This is a genomic window from Brachybacterium horti (assembly GCF_054777615.1).
Map to the genome: position 1 here is coordinate 502,114 of NZ_BAAHAM010000004.1, position 15,933 is coordinate 518,046.

Consider the following 15,933-nt stretch of genomic DNA (forward strand, 5'->3'; position numbering starts at 1 on the left):
CGGCGGGATCAACGGCTGCCCGGCCGACGGCCGAGGTGGTCACGACGGGGTCACGGCCGGTGACCGGCGGGTCACCGTCGGCCGGCCGATGGCGAGGGTGGTGGCGAGCGACGGAACCCCTCCGTCCCTGCGAAAGGACACACCATGGACCTCGTCGGGGGTCTCCTCGGCGGCATCCTCTGACCTCATCCCCACCCGGGGGACGGGGGGAGCCGCGGCGACGGCTCCCCCGTCTTTCTGTTCCCTGACCTGCGCGACCATGATAAGTTCGAGATGTTAACCAGTGGTCGGCGCCCCGCGCGGCCGCACTCACCTCACCGCCACCGTCCGCTCACCGAGGAGCCGTGACCCCTGCCGTGACCACCCAGACACCCCGCCCGCTGCGCGTCGGCCTCATCGGCCACGGCTTCATGGGCGCCGCCCACTCCCACGCCTGGCGCACCGCGCACCGCTTCTTCGACCTCCCGCTCACGCCGGAGCTGCGCACCCTCGCCGGCCGCAACCCCGAGACCCTCGCCGCGGCCGCCGAGCGCTACGGCTTCGCCGGCACCACGACCCGCTGGCATGACGTGGTCGAGGACCCGGAGATCGACGTCGTCGACATCTGCACCCCCGGCGACACGCACCGCGAGATCACCCTCGCGGCGCTCGCCGCCGGCAAGCACGTGCTGTGCGAGAAGCCGCTCGCGAACTCTGTCGCCGAGGCGGAGGAGATGGCCGCCGCGGCCCGCGAGGCCGCAGCCCGCGGGATCCGCTCGATCTGCGGCTTCAGCTACCGCCGCACCCCGGCCCTCGCCTACGCCCGCCGACTCGTCGAGGAGGGCTTCGTGGGCGAGATCCGCCAGGTGCGCGCCCAGTACCTGCAGGACTGGCTCGCGGACGCCGACGCCCCCATGACCTGGCGTCTGGACAGGGAGAAGGCCGGCTCCGGCGCGCTCGGCGACATCGGCGCGCACGTCGTCGACCTCGTCCAGTGGATCACCGGCACCCCGATCGAGGCGGTCTCCGGCACCCTCGCGACCGTCGTCCCCACGCGGCCCGCGGCCGGGGACATGCAGGGCCTCGGCGGCAAGGGCGACGTCTCCGGCGAGCGCCGGCAGGTCACGGTCGACGACACCGCGTTGTTCTCCGCGCGCCTCGCCGGCGGCGTGCTCGGCTCCTTCGAGGCGACCCGCATGGCGCAGGGCCGCAAGAACGCGATGCGCGTCGAGATCAACGGGGCCGCGGGCTCCGTCGCCTTCGACTTCGAGCGCATGAACGAGCTCGAGATCTACGACGCGACCGCCCGTGCGGGCCGCCAGGGCTTCACCCGCGTGCTGACCACGGAGCCCGAGCACCCCTACGCCGCGGCGTGGTGGCCCACCGGTCACGGCCTGGGCTACGAGCACACCTTCACCCACGAGGTCGTGGACCTCGTGCGTGCGATCGGCGAGGGCTGCGACCCCTCCCCCTCCTTCGACGACGCCCTGCACGTCCAGCGCGTGCTCGCCGCCGTCGAGGCCAGCCATGACGACGGCTCCCGCTGGACCGCCGTCTCCCCCACCGAGCAGGAGCAGGACCGATGACCACCACCCCCACCCGCGAGGCCCTCGTCGTGCGCGGCGGCTGGGACGGGCACCAGCCCGTCGAGGCGACGGACCTCTTCATCCCCTTCCTCGCGGAGCACGGCTTCCACGTGCGGATCGAGGAGTCCCCCGCGGTCTACGCGGACGCCGCGTACATGGCGACCGTGGACCTCATCGTCCAGTGCATGACCATGTCCACGATCGAGCGCCCCCAGTTCGAGGGGCTGCGCGCCGCCGTCGAGGCGGGCACCGGCCTCGCCGGCTGGCACGGCGGCATCGCGGACTCCTACCGCAACGAGTCGGACTACCTCACGCTCATCGGCGGCCAGTTCGGCTGCCACCCGGGCAAGCACCCGGACGAGCGCCGGGGCGAGCAGGCGGACAACTACGTCCCCTACACGGTGACCATGCTCCCCGAGGCCGCCGATCACCCCATCACCCAGGGCATCTCCGACTTCGACCTCGTCACCGAGCAGTACTGGGTGCTCGCGGACTCCTACATCGACGTGCTCGCGACGACCACGCAGAAGGTGCGCGAGTGGGACCCGTGGCACCGCGAGGTGACGTCCCCCGCGATCTGGACGCGGCAGTGGGGCGAGGGCCGCATCTTCGTCTCGACGCCCGGCCACCGGGTCGAGGTGCTCGAGGACCCGAACGTCCGCACGATCATCGAGCGGGGCCTGCTCTGGGCCGCCCGCACCACCGAGGAGGAGACCACCCGATGAAGGTCGGCATGATCGGCTGCGGGAACATCTCCGCGCAGTACCTCGCCACGTTCCCCTCCCTGCCCGACGTCGAGCTCGTCGCCGTCGCGGACATCGACCTCGAGCGGGCCCGCACGGTCGCCGCCGCCCACGAGGGCGTGCGTGCCCTGAGCGTGGACGAGCTGCTCGCCGACCCGGAGGTCGAGACGGTCCTGAACCTCACGATCCCCGCCGCCCATGCGGAGATCGACCGGCGCGCGATCGCGGCCGGCAAGAACGTCTACTCGGAGAAGCCCTTCGCGGTCGCCACGGCCGACGGCGCCGCCGTGCTCGAGGCCGCCGCGGCGGCCGGCGTGCTCACGGGCTCCGCCCCGGACACGGTGCTCGGCACGGGCACGCAGACGGCGCGCGCCGCGATCGACGAGGGCCTCATCGGCACCCCCATCGCGGCGACCGCGACGATGCTGACCCCGGGCCACGAGCGCTGGCACCCGGCGCCGGACTTCTACTACGTGCCCGGCGGCGGCCCGCTGCTGGACATGGGCCCGTACTACATCCATGCCCTCGTGACCCTGCTGGGCCCGGTCGCCTCGGTGATCGGGGCGAGCAGCCGCACCCGCTCCGAGCGCACGATCGGCTCCGGCCCCCGCGCCGGGGAGTCGATCCCCGTCACCACGGACACGCACGTCACCGGGGTGCTCGTGCACGAGTCGGGGGCGCTGTCCACGCTCGTCATGAGCTTCGACGCGGTCGCGACGACGATCCACCCGATCGAGGTGCACGGCAGCGAGGGCACGCTCGCGGTGCCGGACCCCAACCGCTTCGACGGGGACGTCGAGCTGCGTCGCCTGGGCGGCGAAGGCTGGGAGACGCTGCCCATCAGCGCCGGCTACCCGGAGGCCTCGCGCGGCATCGGCCTGCAGGACATGGCCGAGCGCGGCGCGGGGCTGCGGGCCTCCGGCGCGCTCGGGCAGCACGTGCTCGAGGTGATGAACGGGGTGCTCGAGGCGGCCGCGTCGGGCTCCCGCGTCGAGATCACGAGCACCGTGGAGCGCCCGGCGGCGGTGCCGCTGGCAACCCGCGGCACCCCCGCCTCGACCCCCGCCTGAGCCCACAGACTGTCCCCTGCCCCCATCTCGACCGAAAGGACTGTCGATGCCTGCCTCCGAAGGCGCCAACTACGCCCCCGCCCCGATGCCGAAGCCGGTCGTGGAGCCCGGGGAGTTCGTGTTCGCCGCGATGCACCTCGACCACGGCCACATCGGCGGCATGACGCAGGGCCTGATCGGCGCCGGCGGCACGCTGAAGTGGGTGTACGACACGCAGCCGGAGCGCCTCGCGGCCTTCGCCGAGCAGTTCCCGGGCGTGAGGGTCGCCCGCAGCGAGGAGGAAGTCCTCGAGGATCCCGAGGTGCGCCTGGTCGCGGCCGCGGCGGTCCCCGGTGACCGCGCCGCGCTCGGCATCCGCGTCATGGAGGCCGGCAAGGACTACTTCACGGACAAGACGCCGCTGATCAGCCTCGAGCAGCTCGCCGAGGCGAAGGCGGCCGTGGAGCGCACGGGCCGCAAGTACGCCGTGTACTACTCCGAGCGGATCCACGTGGAGTCCGCGGTGCTCGCCACGCAGCTGATCCAGCAGGGCGCCCTCGGCGAGGTCGTGCAGGTGCAGGGCATGGGCCCGCACCGCCTGGGCGATCCGGCGAGCCGCCCCGACTGGTTCTACGAGCGGGCGCGCTACGGCGGCATCCTCACGGACATCGGCTCGCACAACTTCGAGCAGATGCTCACCTTCACCGGGTCCGACGACGCCGAGGTGCTCTCGAGCGCGATCGGCAACTTCGCGCATCCCGAATACCCCGAGCTCGACGACTTCGGCGAGGCGCACATCGCGCTCTCCTCCGGCGCCTCGGGCGCGGTGCGGGTGGACTGGTTCACGCCGGACGGCCTGCGCACCTGGGGCGACGGCCGCACCTTCGTGGTGGGCACCGAGGGCTACCTCGAGCTGCGCAAGTACATCGACGTGACGACGGACAACGGCCCGGACCAGGTCATCCTCGTGAACGGCGAGGGCGAGCAGCGGATCGAGGCGCACGGGAAGGTGGGCTACCCGTTCTTCGGGGAACTCGTGCTCGACGTGCTGAACGGGACCGAGAAGGCGATGACCCAGGCGCACGCCTTCAAGGCGGTCGAGCTCGCGCTCATCGCCCAGCGCGACGCCCGCGTGCTGCGAGCCGCCGGCCAGTGACGCTCTGAGCCACCCCTCGCGGCCCCGGCCTCCTTCGGGAGGCCGGGGCCGCGTCATGTCGTCATCGATGTGCGGTCGGCGATAGTTCGTGATCCGAACTTGTTTTAGTTCGCATTGCTCACTACATTGGGTGGACGTGAGCCCCTCCACCCCCGTCCCCCGCGACGACCTCCCCCAGCAGCTGACCCTCCTGTGCAGCCAGTTCGCCCGGATGGCCGCCCGCTCGGCGAAGGTGGGCGTCTCCTCCGTCTCCTGGCGCGTGCTCGCGACGATCCAGCGCCGCGGCCCGCTGCGGCTCAGCGAGATCGCCGAGCGCGAGAACGTCTCGCGCTCCACTGCGACCGCCGTGATCCAGCGGCTCGAGGACGAGGGGTTCGTGGACCGCGCGACGGACCCCACCGACTCCCGCTCCTGGCTGGTGAGCCTCACCGCGGCCGGGGACGAGCAGCTCGCCGTCTGGCGCGGCCAGATGGCCGAGCACGTCGGCCCGCTGCTGGAGCCCCTCCCCGACGAGGACCTCGAGACCCTTTCCCGCGCCGCCGGCATCCTCGCCGCGCTCGTGGAGACCCACGACGCCTGACCCCTCCCCCGAAAGAAGCCCTGCATGACAGCCAGCGCCCCCACGCTCCGCGACGCCTTCACCCAGCCCAAGGCGGTCTGGGCGATCGCCTTCGCAGCGACCGTCTCCTTCATGGGGATCGGCCTCGTCGATCCGATCCTCCCCGCCATCAGCGCCCAGCTCGACGCGACGCCCTCGCAGGCGATGCTGCTGTTCACGAGCTACCTGTTCATCACCGCGATCGCCATGTTCTTCACGAGCTGGTTCGCCTCCCGGGTCGGCGTGCGGACCACGCTGCTGATCGGGCTCGCCCTCGTCGTCGTCTTCGCGGCCCTCGCCTCGACCTCCGGCTCGGTCAACGAGATCATCGGCCTGCGCGCCGGCTGGGGCCTCGGCAACGCCCTGTTCATCTCCACCGCGCTCGCGGCGATCGTCGGCGCGACCGCGGGACCCTCGGGCGGCGCGATCATCCTGTACGAGACCGCGCTCGGGATCGGCATGGCGCTGGGCCCGCTGCTGGGCGGCCTGCTCGGCTCGATCTCCTGGCGCGCCCCGTTCATCGGCACCGCCGTGCTCATGGCGATCGGCCTCGTCGCGATCCTCGTGCTGCTGCGCCGTGAGCCGCGGCCGGCGCACGTCTCCCCGCTCGCCGCGCTGCGTGCCCTGCGCCACCCCGCGCTGCGCACCCTCGCCCTGACGGCGGTGTTCTACAACTTCGCCTTCTTCACCCTGCTCGCCTACTCGCCCTTCCCGCTCGAGGCCGCGGCCGCCGCGCAGGGCACGGAGTTCGGGGCCATGGGGATCGGCGGCGTGTTCTTCGGCTGGGGCCTGTGCCTCGCGATCACCTCGGTGTTCGTGGCGCCGGTGCTCACCCGCGCGATCGGCCTGATCCCGACCCTGCTGACCACCCTCGCGCTGCTCGCGGTGCTCATGGTGGGGCTGTTCGCGCTGCACACCTCGATGGTCCGGATCATCGCGCTCATCGTGGTGGGCGGGCTGCTGCTGGGCGTCATGAACACGGCGCTCACCGAGACCGTCATGGAGGCGACCGACCTGCCGCGCGGCGTCGCGAGCTCCGCCTACTCGGGCGTGCGCTTCCTGGGCGGTGCGATCGCGCCGGCCGTCGCCGGTCCGCTCGCCGCCGCGACCTCCGCGGGCATGCCGTACCTGCTGGCCGCGGGCACGCTCGTGCTCTCGATCCTCATGCTGATCATCGGCCGGCGCCACCTCGCCGCGGTGAGCCACCAGCCCGTCCACCTCGAGGCTGAGGAGGAGGCCGAGGCGATCGCCGTGGGCGACGGCGCCTGAGCCCCACGCATCTCCCGACGGGACGGCCGTCGCGCTCCCGCGCGGCGGCCGTCCCGTCGTCGTGACCCACGGAACCCTTGACCCTCTCCTCCTTAACGATATATCGTGATGCTGTCGCGACACGCACGGTGCGCGGCACCCCAGACCAGACAGAGGAGTTCCCCCATGCGACAGCATCATCACGATCATCACCACCACCATTCCCCCGACGACCCCCGCGAGGGCTTCCGCGGCGAGCGCCGCTACCGACCCGAGGACGGCGACCCGCGCGGTCGTCGCGGCGGTCGGGGCCACGGCCCGCGCGGCGGCGGGCCCGGCCGCGAGGGTCGCGGGGAGTTCGGCCCCGGTGAGGGCTTCGACCCCCGGGGCCCCCGTGGTCCGCGCGGTCCTCACGGCCGCGGCCGGCGCCCCCGCGGCGACGTCCGCACCGCCGTCCTGCTGCTCCTCGCCGAGGAGCCGATGCACGGCTACCAGCTGATGCAGACCATCTCCGACCGCACCAGCGGCCGGTGGACCCCGAGCCCCGGCGCGATCTACCCGACCCTCTCCCAGCTCGAGGACGAGGGACTGGTCGAGACCGCGAAGGAGTCCGGCCGCAAGCTCGCGAGCCTCACCGAGGCGGGCGCCGCGCACGTCGCGGAGCAGCGCGAGGGCTGGAGCGACCCCTTCGCCTCGCCCGGCGGCGACGCCGACCAGCAGATCCCCGACGTGCGCATGGCGCTGCACGACCTCGCGGGCGCCGTCCGCGAGGCGGGCCGCTCCGCGGACGCCGAGCAGCTGACCCGCGTGGCCGCGCTGCTCGCGACCGCCAAGCGGGACGTGTACGGGATCCTCGCCGCTCCCGTGTCGCAGCAGGACCCGGACGCCGAGGCATGAGTCGTCGGCCCCTCGCAGACCACCGCGCCCGCATCCCCTCCCCGGGGGTGCGGGCGCGGCGCATGTGGGGGCTCGGGCGGGAGGTCCGCATCGTCCCAGCGCGGGTGCACGGTCCAGGCGTGAGCGGTGCCGGAGGTGTCCCAGAGGTACTCCTCGTCGCCCAGTCCCTCGAGCCGGGGACGGAGGAACGGCGTCCCGTGGACATCGATCTGCCCCCGCAGCACGGTGGGCAGGTCGCCGTCCGCACCGCGGGTCTCGGTGGTCGTGCCGTCGTCGGCGCCTCGGAGGACAGTTCCTGTCCGCAGAGCGGGGCACACTGTCCCCATGAGCGAGGTGACGCGGCGTGCCCTGCGGCTGCTGGCGCTGCTGCAGTCCCGGACGGTGTGGACCGGGCCCGAGCTCGCCGACGAGCTCGCGGTCACCGTGCGCACCGTGCGCCGGGACGTGGACCGGCTGCGCGAGCTCGGCTACCCGGTGCTGACCTCCGCGGGCCACGGCGGCGGCTACCAGCTCGGTGCCGGTCAGGCCCTGCCTCCGCTGCTGCTGGGCGTGCAGGAGGCGGTCGCGGTCGCCGTCGGCCTGCGGCTCACGGCGAGCTCCGGGATCGACGGCCTCGACGAGGACGCCCTGCGCGCCCTCACCTCCCTCGACCGGATCCTCCCCCCGCAGGTGCGCTCGCAGATCTCGGCGCTCACGGGCGCGCTGCAGGTGGTCACGGGGCCCACGCCGTCGGCCCGCCCGGAGGTGCTGCTCGCCCTCGCGGGCGCCGTGCGCGACGGGGTGCGGGTGCGCGTGGACCACGAGCGGGCGGACGGCTACCGGGCCGAGCGCCGCCTCGAGCCCTACCGGATCCTGTCCTTCGAGCGGCGCTGGTACCTCTTCGCGTGGGACCTCGAGCGGGAGGACTGGCGCAGCTTCCGCCTGGACCGCATGCACGCCGTCCGCGCCTCGACCCTCACGTTCCCGCGTCGGCCCACCCCGGACATCGAGGCGACCGTGCGCGCGGCCGTCACCCACGGCCCCTACCCACAGGCGGCGACCGTGCGGATCGGCCTCCCCCTCGAGCAGGTCGCCGAGCGGATCCCCGGCCGTGCGGCGACCCTCGAGGCCGACGGGCCGGACGCCTGCATCCTCCGCGCCGGGGACGACGACCTGCGCTGGATCGCGGTGCGGCTCGCCCAGCTCGGCGCACCCGTCGAGGTCATCGACCCGCCCGAGCTGCTCGACGTCATCCGCGGGATCGGGGACTGGGCGAGCGCCGTCGGCCGGTCAGAGGATCAGCAGGGCGAGCGCTGAGACGACCGTCAGGACCAGGACGACCGACTCGAAGGCCTTCTGCGGGATGCGCCGCGCGATCCGGGTGCCGAGGAAGGCGCCGATCAGCACGACCGGCACCAGCAACAGGTCCATGACGAGCGTCGAGGAGGAGAGCAGGCCGAGGCTCGCGGAGAACGGCAGCTTGAGGATGTTGACGACCGCGAAGAACCAGGCGGAGGTGCCGAGGAAGGTCAGCACCGGCATCCGCATCGCGTAGAAGTACATCGACATGACCGGGCCGCCCGCGTTCGCGACCATCGTCGTGAACCCGCCGAGCAGGCCGTAGCCGGCACGTGCCGCGGTGACGCCGGCGCCGACGTGCTCCTCCCCCTCGGGCCGCTCGGGGGCGGGGCGGCGCCGACGGATCACCGTCACCGCGACGAGGGCCAGCAGGATCACGCCGATGGTCGTGCGGACCACGTCCCCGCCGGCCAGCCAGAAGAAGAGCGTGCCGACCACGAGGCCCACGAGCACGCTCGGGATGAGCCGCAGCAGCGTGCGGACGTCCGGCTCGCGGCGGTAGGCGTACAGCGCCGTCCAGTCGCCGACGATGAGCAGGAGCAGCAGCGCCGCCGTCGACTCCTTCGCAGGCAGGGCCAGGGCGAACAGGCCCACGGCGATCGTGCCGCCGCCGGGCAGCGCGGTCTTGGACAGCCCGACGACGAGCGCACCGAGGACCACGAGGAGCCACGAGGCGACGGACAGGGCGGGGAGCAGGGAGACGAGGTCCATCGGGGGACGGGATCCTTGGTCGAGCAGGGCGACGCCGGGCGGGCGCGGGGACGACCGATCCTCTCACCGGGCGGGGGTCGCGTGCAGGACGGGTCAGCTCCGACGCAGCCGCACCACACCGAGCAGCACCATCCCCGCGACGGGCAGCAGCGGCCATCCGGTCACGCCGCCCTCCCCCACGACGCCCACGGAGGCGACGACGCCGAGGCCCGCGACGACGGTGACGGCGGCGAGGACCGGCCGCCACGGGGCCGGGGCGGGGCGGCGATCCTCCCGGGGGTCCTCGAAGCGGCCCATGACCAGCACCACGAGTCCGGTGAGGGCGAGCAGCGCCGCGGCCCACAGCGGCCTGGTCGCCCACCAGGCGCTGCTCGACGGCTCGGGCAGCAGCACCCTCGCATCGAGGGCGAGCAGCAGGTGCGCGAGGGCGACCATGGCGGTCAGGTGCCACAGGAACCAGGTCATGATCCGACGGTTCACGAGCACGGTGACGAACCACAGGCGGGGCCGGCGCAGCAGCGTCTCGAGGGGCTTCTCGAGGCTCAGCACGAGCCCGGCCTGCAGCATCCCGAGGAACGCCATGGTCACGCGGGTGGGGCTCGAGTTGGAGAGGTCGTCGGCCGCGGAGGTGATCATCGAGACGGGGTAGGGCCCCGCGAGCACGAGCGTCAGCAGCCCGGCGAGCCCGATCGCCGCGAGCAGCAGTCGCCGCCGGAGGCCGTCGAGCCGACCGTCGAGCCACGCGTAGCCGAACTGGTGGAACGCCGCCCACACCAGCAGGTAGTTCGGGAAGCCGAGCAGCGGCTGGTCGGCGGCGATGCTGATCGCGTCGACCGCCCCGGCGAGCACGATGCCGCCGACGATCGACCACCAGCCCCACCGCTCCCACAGCAGCAGGCACGGCGGCGCGACGAGGATGACCATGAGGTACGCGGCGAGGAACCAGGTGGGGATCAGCGCCATCTGCGAGGCGAGCTGCACGCCCGCGTACGGCGCACCGGCGGCGACCGCCACGATCCCGATCACCTGCCATGCGAGGAGCAGCGGGATCAGCGGGATCCCGAGCCGGCGCAGGCGCGTGCGCAGCCATTGGCCGTAGCCGACGCCCTTGCGGCGGGCCGATCGCCAGGACAGGGCGTTGGAGTAGCCGCCCACCAGGAAGAAGATCGGCATCACCTGGAACACCCAGGTCAGCGGGTGGGTCCAGGTCGCGATGTCGAGCACGCCGTGGGGCAGGATCCCGCCGTCGGCGTCCACCGCGATGATCGTCCAGTGCCCGAGCACCACCACGGTGATCGCGGCGGCCCGCAGCAGGTCCACGACCCGGTTGCGGCTCGCCGGGGTGGCGGCGTCGACCTGCTCGGCACGGCTCGGTCGCGGGGTCGTCATCGGCCGAGCGTAGCCGCTCAGGGCAGGATCGCGTCCGTGTACCCGCCGTCGACGCGCAGCGCCCCGCCGGTCGTCGCCGAGGCGAGCGGGGAGCTGAGGTAGACGACCATGTTCGCGATCTCCTCCGGGCGGATCAGCCGCTGGACGAGGGACTGCGGGCGGTGCAGCCGCATGAACTCGGCCTCCGCCTCCTCCCACGGCAGGGACCCGTCGACGAGCTGGTAGACGAAGTCCTGCACGCCCTCGGTGTACGTGGGGCCGGCGATCACCGAGTTCACGGTGACGCCCGTGCCGGCGGCGTCCTTCGCGAAGCCGCGGGAGACGGCCAGCAGCGCCGTCTTGGAGACGCCGTAGTGGATCATCTCCGCCGGGGTGACGATCGCGGAGTCGCTCGCGATGTTCAGCACCCGGCCCCAGCCCGCCTCCTTCATGCGCGGCAGCGTCGCCCGGATCAGGCGCACCGCGGCAAGCACGTTGACCTCCCAGTACCGCTGCCACTCCGCGTCGGTGATCTCGAGCGCGGGCGTCGCACCGAACACCCCGAGGTTGTTGACCAGGATGTCGACGTCACCCACCTCCGCGAGCGCGGCGGCGAGGCCGTCCTCGGTGGTGACGTCCCCGGGCGCGGCGACCAGGAGCTCGCGCGGGACACCAACGCCGACGAGCGCGTCGACCGCCTCGGCGACCCGCTGGGCCGTGCGACCGTTGACGGCCACGCGGGCGCCCGCCTCGGCGAGCCGCTGGGCGATCGCGAGGCCGATGCCCTGCGTGGATCCGCTGACGAAGGCGGTGCGATCGGTGAGGTCGAGGGTGAGCATGCGGTCCTCCTTGATGGGTGCCGGCGATGTGCCGCGACCCTACTCGCAGCCCACCCCGTCGCCGTCGCCGTCGAGGTGCTTCGCGTAGCCGGGCTCGCCGCGGTGGATCGGGTCCGCGCCGGCCTCTCGGACCTCGGTGCAGTTCTTGTAGTACACCGAGCCACCGGAGGAGCTCTGCTGCTTCTCGGGCGCCTCCGTCGTCGGCTCCGCCTCGGCCTCCTCGGGGGCGGTCGTCACCACGTCGCCGTCGCCGCGGTCCGGCGTCGGGTCGTCGTCCTCGACCGCGGCGAAGCCGTCGCAGGTCCCGAGCACGCGCTCCATGGCGTCGCCCTCGGCGGGCTTCACCCACAGCTCGTACTTGGCCTTCACGGCGATCTGCCGTGCCACGTACTCGCAGCGGAAGTCCTTCGCGGGCGGCAGCCAGGTCGCGGCGTCACCGTCGCTCTTCTGCCGGTTGAGGCCCGAGTCCACCGCGAGGAGGTTCAGCGGGTCGTTCGCGAAGGCCCGGCGGGTGTCGTCGTCCCAGCTCGAGGCGCCGGTCTGCCAGGCGTCGGAGAGGGCGACGACGTGGTCGATGTCGACCTCGGAGTCACTGCGGTCGAAGTCGATCTCCTCGCCGCCGTAGGGGTCGTCGAGGGTGCCGGTGAGCACGACGCAGCCGTCGGTCCCGGCCTTGAGGGTGATCGCGGTGAGGTCGCGCCGCAGCACGTCGTTGCGGGTGTCGCAGCCGTTGCGATCCACGTCGTCGCGCCAGTGGAACAGCTCCCGGTCGTAGCCGGTCTTCGGTGCGCGGCCCTTCTCCTCGAGCCCCGCGAGCACGGCGAGCGCGGTGCCCGCCTCCGGGGCCTCCGTCGTGGGAGCCGAGGTGGTCGGGGCGGCAGTCGTGGGCGCTTCAGTCGTCGGGGCGGCCGTGGTCGGAGCCTCCGTCGTCGGCGCCTCCGTCGTCGGCGCCTCCGTCGTCGTCGGATCCGGCTCCTCGATCTGCTGCACGGCGGTCGGCGGTGCGCTGTCGGTGGGGGCCGGCGGTTCCACGGCGGAACCCAGCGCGATCAGCCCGACGAAGCCCGCGACGAGCACGGAGCTGATGATGCGGCTCGCCCATCGGGTGGGGGAATCGGAGACGAGCGGGCGGCCCTGCGCGTCGCGGGTCCGGCCGACGAGCAGGAGCACGAGGTCCACGAGCCACCAGACGTAGAGACCGCCGAAGGTGAGGAGCTTCAGCGCCCCTGTCCTCCACCGACCCAGGTAGAAGCGGTCGGCTCCCAGCGCCCCGAGGAACAGGGAGAGCACCCAGGTGATCGCATAGCTCTTCTGCCCGCGTCGCTGCGGCGATCGTCCGATCCGACCGTCGTCCTGCACCTGTCCGTCCTCCTCGCGACACCCCTTGTGTCCTCCTGACAAGAGTACGGACGAGTCCGATATCCGAGTCCCTGCTCCCGCGTGCTCCCCGAGGGCTGGCCGCAGGGCCCGACCTCTGCGCAGCGGCTCGATTCACCGGACGTCGCCACGTTCTGCGGGCCGAACGGCTGAGCGGTCCTCCGGCTCAGAAGGGCGGCGGCTCGGGCTCGGCGATCTCCTCGTCGAGCGGGGCGAGCGAGGCGATGAGGCGCTCCGCCTCGTGCTCCGCCCAGGCGTCCTCGAGCAGCTCCACCATGGCCGGGGTGAGCAGGTCCGTGTTCTGGCGGGTGTCAAGGGTGAGCAGCTGACCGATCTCCCAGTGGGTCGTCGTGCCATCCGGCGCCTTCTCGGGATCGATGAGGCGTTCCGTCTTCAACCGGTGGTGCCACCAGCACAGTCGGTGGAGGTTCCGGATCTCCGTCGCTCCCCCGCTCCCGGGGTCCTCGTGGCTGAACTCCTCGATGTGGTCGATCTCCGCCGGGGTGAGCCGGCCGCGGATGCAGCCGGGCACCGCACACACCGGGTCCCGCAGCCGCAGGTGCTCGGCCATCGCGGTCGTGGGCCGGTACTGAGCGGCAGGGACGGGGAGGAAGGCGCCGTCAGCCGGGTCGGTGAGGATCCGGTGCCAGGTGCGGGACCCTGCGGCGAGCCGGCGCGCGAGCGGCGCCGGCAGCGGGATGACGCCGTCGAGCGTGCCGGGGGCATCGGCGAGCCCCAGGAGGGTCAGCGCGGGGACCACGACGTTGACACGGGCATCCGCACCCCGGCGCTCGACGCCGGGCGTCTCCAGCTGGCTGCGGGTGAGGATCGCATAGCGCAGCGCGGCGAGCGGGAGCGGGTGACCGCTCGCGACGACGTCGCCGTCGAGGTCGAAGGGCACCGGCTCCCCGGCCTCGAGCGCGCGGCGCTGGGCGCGCTGGACGGACCGGGCGGTGCCGTCCACCTGCTTCATGAGCGCATAGATCTCGGGGATCGGGCCGAGGACCGAGAGGCAGGCGAGTCCCGAGCCCTCCGCCAGGATCTCGCATCGCACGTCCCGCATCGCCGCGGGGCCGGGGCGCGCAGCATCCGTGTCCCACCAGGTCACGAGCAGGGACAGCTCGCGACGGTAGCGATCCGCCGGGATGTTCTCGAGGTCCCATTCCGCGACATAGGAGTCCACCACGCGGCGCTGCTGCGGCGCGAGCGGGCGGACCTTGCGCACGAGGTGCTCGAAGGCGGGGACGGAGATCTCCCCCGCGGCGAGGCGCCGGAGGACGAGCGGCAGGTCGGTCACGGCGAGGCGTGCGTCGCGCAGCAGGCGCTCCGCGGTGGGGAGGTCCGTGCGCAGCGTGTTCGCGATGACGACGGCGTTGACGTCCGCCTGGTCGTCGGCGTCCTCGACCCACAGCAGGTGGATCTCGCCGATCTCCTCGGCGAGCTCGCGGGACTTGCGGCGCTGGCGCACGAGGAGACGCTCCGCGATCGGGACCTCGACGCCGTCCATGCGGACGTCCGACTCCGCGGCGATGCGCTCGAGGGTGAGCGGCCTGCGCGCGCGGATGATCCGTCGCGGCGGGAAGGACGGCGGCGCGGCGACGGCGAGCGGTGCCCCGATGGGCGCCTCGGCGCCTGCCGTCCCCTCACGCATCTCCCCCACCCCTCCCGTGCCGCCGACGGGCCATCAACCCGTCGCCTGTCATCCCAGTTTAGAACACGCGTTCGCCCACGGGAAGTGATTCGATGCGGAAACCTGAAATTGTGGACAACAGCGCGGTGGGGAGGAACGACTGGGCACCAACCTGCGCCGATCCTCCTCGGCGTCGTCGGCGGGACTCGCGCCGGTTATCCACCACCCCGTCCACCAACGTGGATAACCAGGCGATGTGGAGGAAACGCTCGAGCCTCGTCCGCCGCAGCGCGACGGTGCCCCGCGCCCGCCGCCTCCCCTGCACGGGGCAACCGGGGACGATGCCCTCGAGGAAGCGGTGGGGCTCCCGGGTGCGGGCGGCGCGGCGGCGCCCCGATCCCCAGCGGGGTGTGCTCGGGGCCGCGGGTGGCCCGAGCGCGGCCCCCTCCGCCGCGACGAGCGCGGTGAGCGGCGAGCGGGTCCCGGTCCGCACCCGGGCCGGCGGCTCTCGCGGGACCACAGGCGCAGGCCGAGTGCACGAGGGGATGCGCGTGAACGACCGGTCAGCTGCTCGCGATCGACGGCGGCATGATCACCCTGCGCACGCGGCGCTGATCAGGAGTCGACGAGCGTCACCGAGAAGGAGTAGCGGCTCGCGCGGTACACGTGGAAGCCGTACTCGACGACGCTGCCGTCGTTCGCGAAGGACTTCCGCTCCATCGTCAGCAGGGCCGCGCCGATCTCCTCGTCGAGCAGCTCCGCATGCTCCTCGTCCGCCACGGTCGCGCCGATCCGCTCCTGCGCGAGCACCGAGACGATGCCCCGCTCGCGCAGGCACGCGTACAGGCCGTTCGCGGCGAGCTCCGCGCGCGAGGGGGCGATCCGCTCGGGGACCACGTTGCGCATGACCGCGAGCGGCTCGTCGTCCGCGTAGCGCACGCGCAGCAGGTCGAGCACCTGGTCGCCCGGGGCGAGCTGGAGCCGGTCCACCGCCTCCGGGGAGGGACGGCCCACGCGGTACTCGACGATCTCCGTGCGCGGGGACTTCCCCGCCGTGCGGAGATCGTCGTAGAGGGAGGTCAGCGCCACCTGCCGGCTCACCGGGGCCTGCACCACCTGGGTGCCCACGCCGCGCTTGCGCACGAGCATGCCCTTGTCCACGAGGTCCTGGATGCCCTGGCGCACCGTGGGCCGGGACAGGCCCAGCCGCTTCGCGAGCGCGAGCTCGTTCTCGAGGCGGCTGCCCGGGGGCAGGGCCCCCGAGCGCACGGCCTCCTCGATGGCGCCCGCGAGCTGCAGGTAGAGCGGCGTCGAGGAGGACCGGTCGACCTGCACCTCCACGAGGGTCCCCTCGGGCGGGATCGTGGTCATCGCGGGCTCCTTCGTCGCCGGATGCTGGTCCGGACAAATATAC

The 15,933-nt window shown here is 73.1% G+C and carries 14 protein-coding genes; 8 read left to right on the forward strand and 6 right to left on the reverse strand.

What is annotated here, in order from left to right; genetic code table 11:
- Window positions 1-410: 410 nt before the first annotated feature.
- From ACYVAP_RS15255 to ACYVAP_RS15290, 8 genes are all read left to right on the forward strand, one after another.
- Entirely contained in the window at window positions 411-1,565 is a 1,155-nt protein-coding gene (locus ACYVAP_RS15255) for a Gfo/Idh/MocA family protein (protein ID WP_498861395.1), read from the forward strand.
- On the forward strand, window positions 1,562-2,290 hold the full coding sequence (locus ACYVAP_RS15260) for a ThuA domain-containing protein (RefSeq protein WP_498861342.1): 729 nt from the start codon (window positions 1,562-1,564) through the stop codon (window positions 2,288-2,290). Before ACYVAP_RS15255 ends, ACYVAP_RS15260 begins: the two co-directional genes overlap by 4 nt.
- Window positions 2,287-3,378, forward strand: coding sequence for a Gfo/Idh/MocA family protein (locus ACYVAP_RS15265; protein WP_498861343.1), 1,092 nt, complete (start codon window positions 2,287-2,289; stop codon window positions 3,376-3,378). The genes ACYVAP_RS15260 and ACYVAP_RS15265 overlap by 4 nt, the downstream gene beginning before the upstream one ends.
- A gap of 46 nt (window positions 3,379-3,424) precedes the next feature.
- Window positions 3,425-4,513, forward strand: a complete 1,089-nt coding sequence (locus tag ACYVAP_RS15270; RefSeq protein WP_498861344.1) for a Gfo/Idh/MocA family protein — start codon at window positions 3,425-3,427, stop codon at window positions 4,511-4,513.
- Between the two features lie 136 nt (window positions 4,514-4,649).
- Entirely contained in the window at window positions 4,650-5,093 is a 444-nt protein-coding gene (locus ACYVAP_RS15275) for a MarR family winged helix-turn-helix transcriptional regulator (protein WP_264449958.1), read from the forward strand.
- Window positions 5,094-5,117: 24 nt separating this feature from the next.
- Window positions 5,118-6,380, forward strand: coding sequence for an MFS transporter (locus tag ACYVAP_RS15280; protein WP_498861345.1), 1,263 nt, complete (start codon window positions 5,118-5,120; stop codon window positions 6,378-6,380).
- Window positions 6,381-6,545: 165 nt separating this feature from the next.
- Window positions 6,546-7,256, forward strand: coding sequence for a PadR family transcriptional regulator (locus tag ACYVAP_RS15285; RefSeq protein ID WP_498861346.1), 711 nt, complete (start codon window positions 6,546-6,548; stop codon window positions 7,254-7,256).
- Window positions 7,257-7,580: 324 nt separating this feature from the next.
- Window positions 7,581-8,552 carry a helix-turn-helix transcriptional regulator gene (locus tag ACYVAP_RS15290; protein WP_498861347.1) on the forward strand — a complete coding sequence of 324 codons (972 nt, stop codon included), beginning with the start codon at window positions 7,581-7,583 and terminating at the stop codon, window positions 8,550-8,552.
- Here ACYVAP_RS15290 and ACYVAP_RS15295 read toward each other — a convergent pair.
- The 6 genes from ACYVAP_RS15295 to ACYVAP_RS15320 all read right to left on the reverse strand — a co-directional run bounded on the left by ACYVAP_RS15295 (window position 8,526) and on the right by ACYVAP_RS15320 (window position 15,890).
- Window positions 8,526-9,305: a sulfite exporter TauE/SafE family protein gene (locus tag ACYVAP_RS15295; RefSeq protein WP_498861348.1), complete on the reverse strand. Its 780-nt coding sequence runs from the start codon at window positions 9,303-9,305 to the stop codon at window positions 8,526-8,528. The two genes, ACYVAP_RS15290 and ACYVAP_RS15295, sit on opposite strands and share 27 nt — an antisense overlap.
- A 93-nt stretch (window positions 9,306-9,398) precedes the next feature.
- Complete coding sequence (locus tag ACYVAP_RS15300; RefSeq protein ID WP_498861349.1) at window positions 9,399-10,694, reverse strand: acyltransferase family protein; 1,296 nt, start codon at window positions 10,692-10,694, stop codon at window positions 9,399-9,401.
- A 17-nt stretch (window positions 10,695-10,711) separates the two neighbouring features.
- Window positions 10,712-11,512: an SDR family NAD(P)-dependent oxidoreductase gene (locus ACYVAP_RS15305; RefSeq protein ID WP_498861350.1), complete on the reverse strand. Its 801-nt coding sequence runs from the start codon at window positions 11,510-11,512 to the stop codon at window positions 10,712-10,714.
- A gap of 39 nt (window positions 11,513-11,551) precedes the next feature.
- On the reverse strand, window positions 11,552-12,871 hold the full coding sequence (locus ACYVAP_RS15310) for a GmrSD restriction endonuclease domain-containing protein (protein WP_498861351.1): 1,320 nt from the start codon (window positions 12,869-12,871) through the stop codon (window positions 11,552-11,554).
- 184 nt (window positions 12,872-13,055) lie between these two features.
- Window positions 13,056-14,540, reverse strand: coding sequence for an HNH endonuclease signature motif containing protein (locus ACYVAP_RS15315; RefSeq protein ID WP_498861352.1), 1,485 nt, complete (start codon window positions 14,538-14,540; stop codon window positions 13,056-13,058).
- A gap of 594 nt (window positions 14,541-15,134) precedes the next feature.
- Window positions 15,135-15,890, reverse strand: a complete 756-nt coding sequence (locus tag ACYVAP_RS15320) for a GntR family transcriptional regulator (RefSeq protein WP_498861353.1) — start codon at window positions 15,888-15,890, stop codon at window positions 15,135-15,137.
- Window positions 15,891-15,933 lie beyond the last annotated feature (43 nt).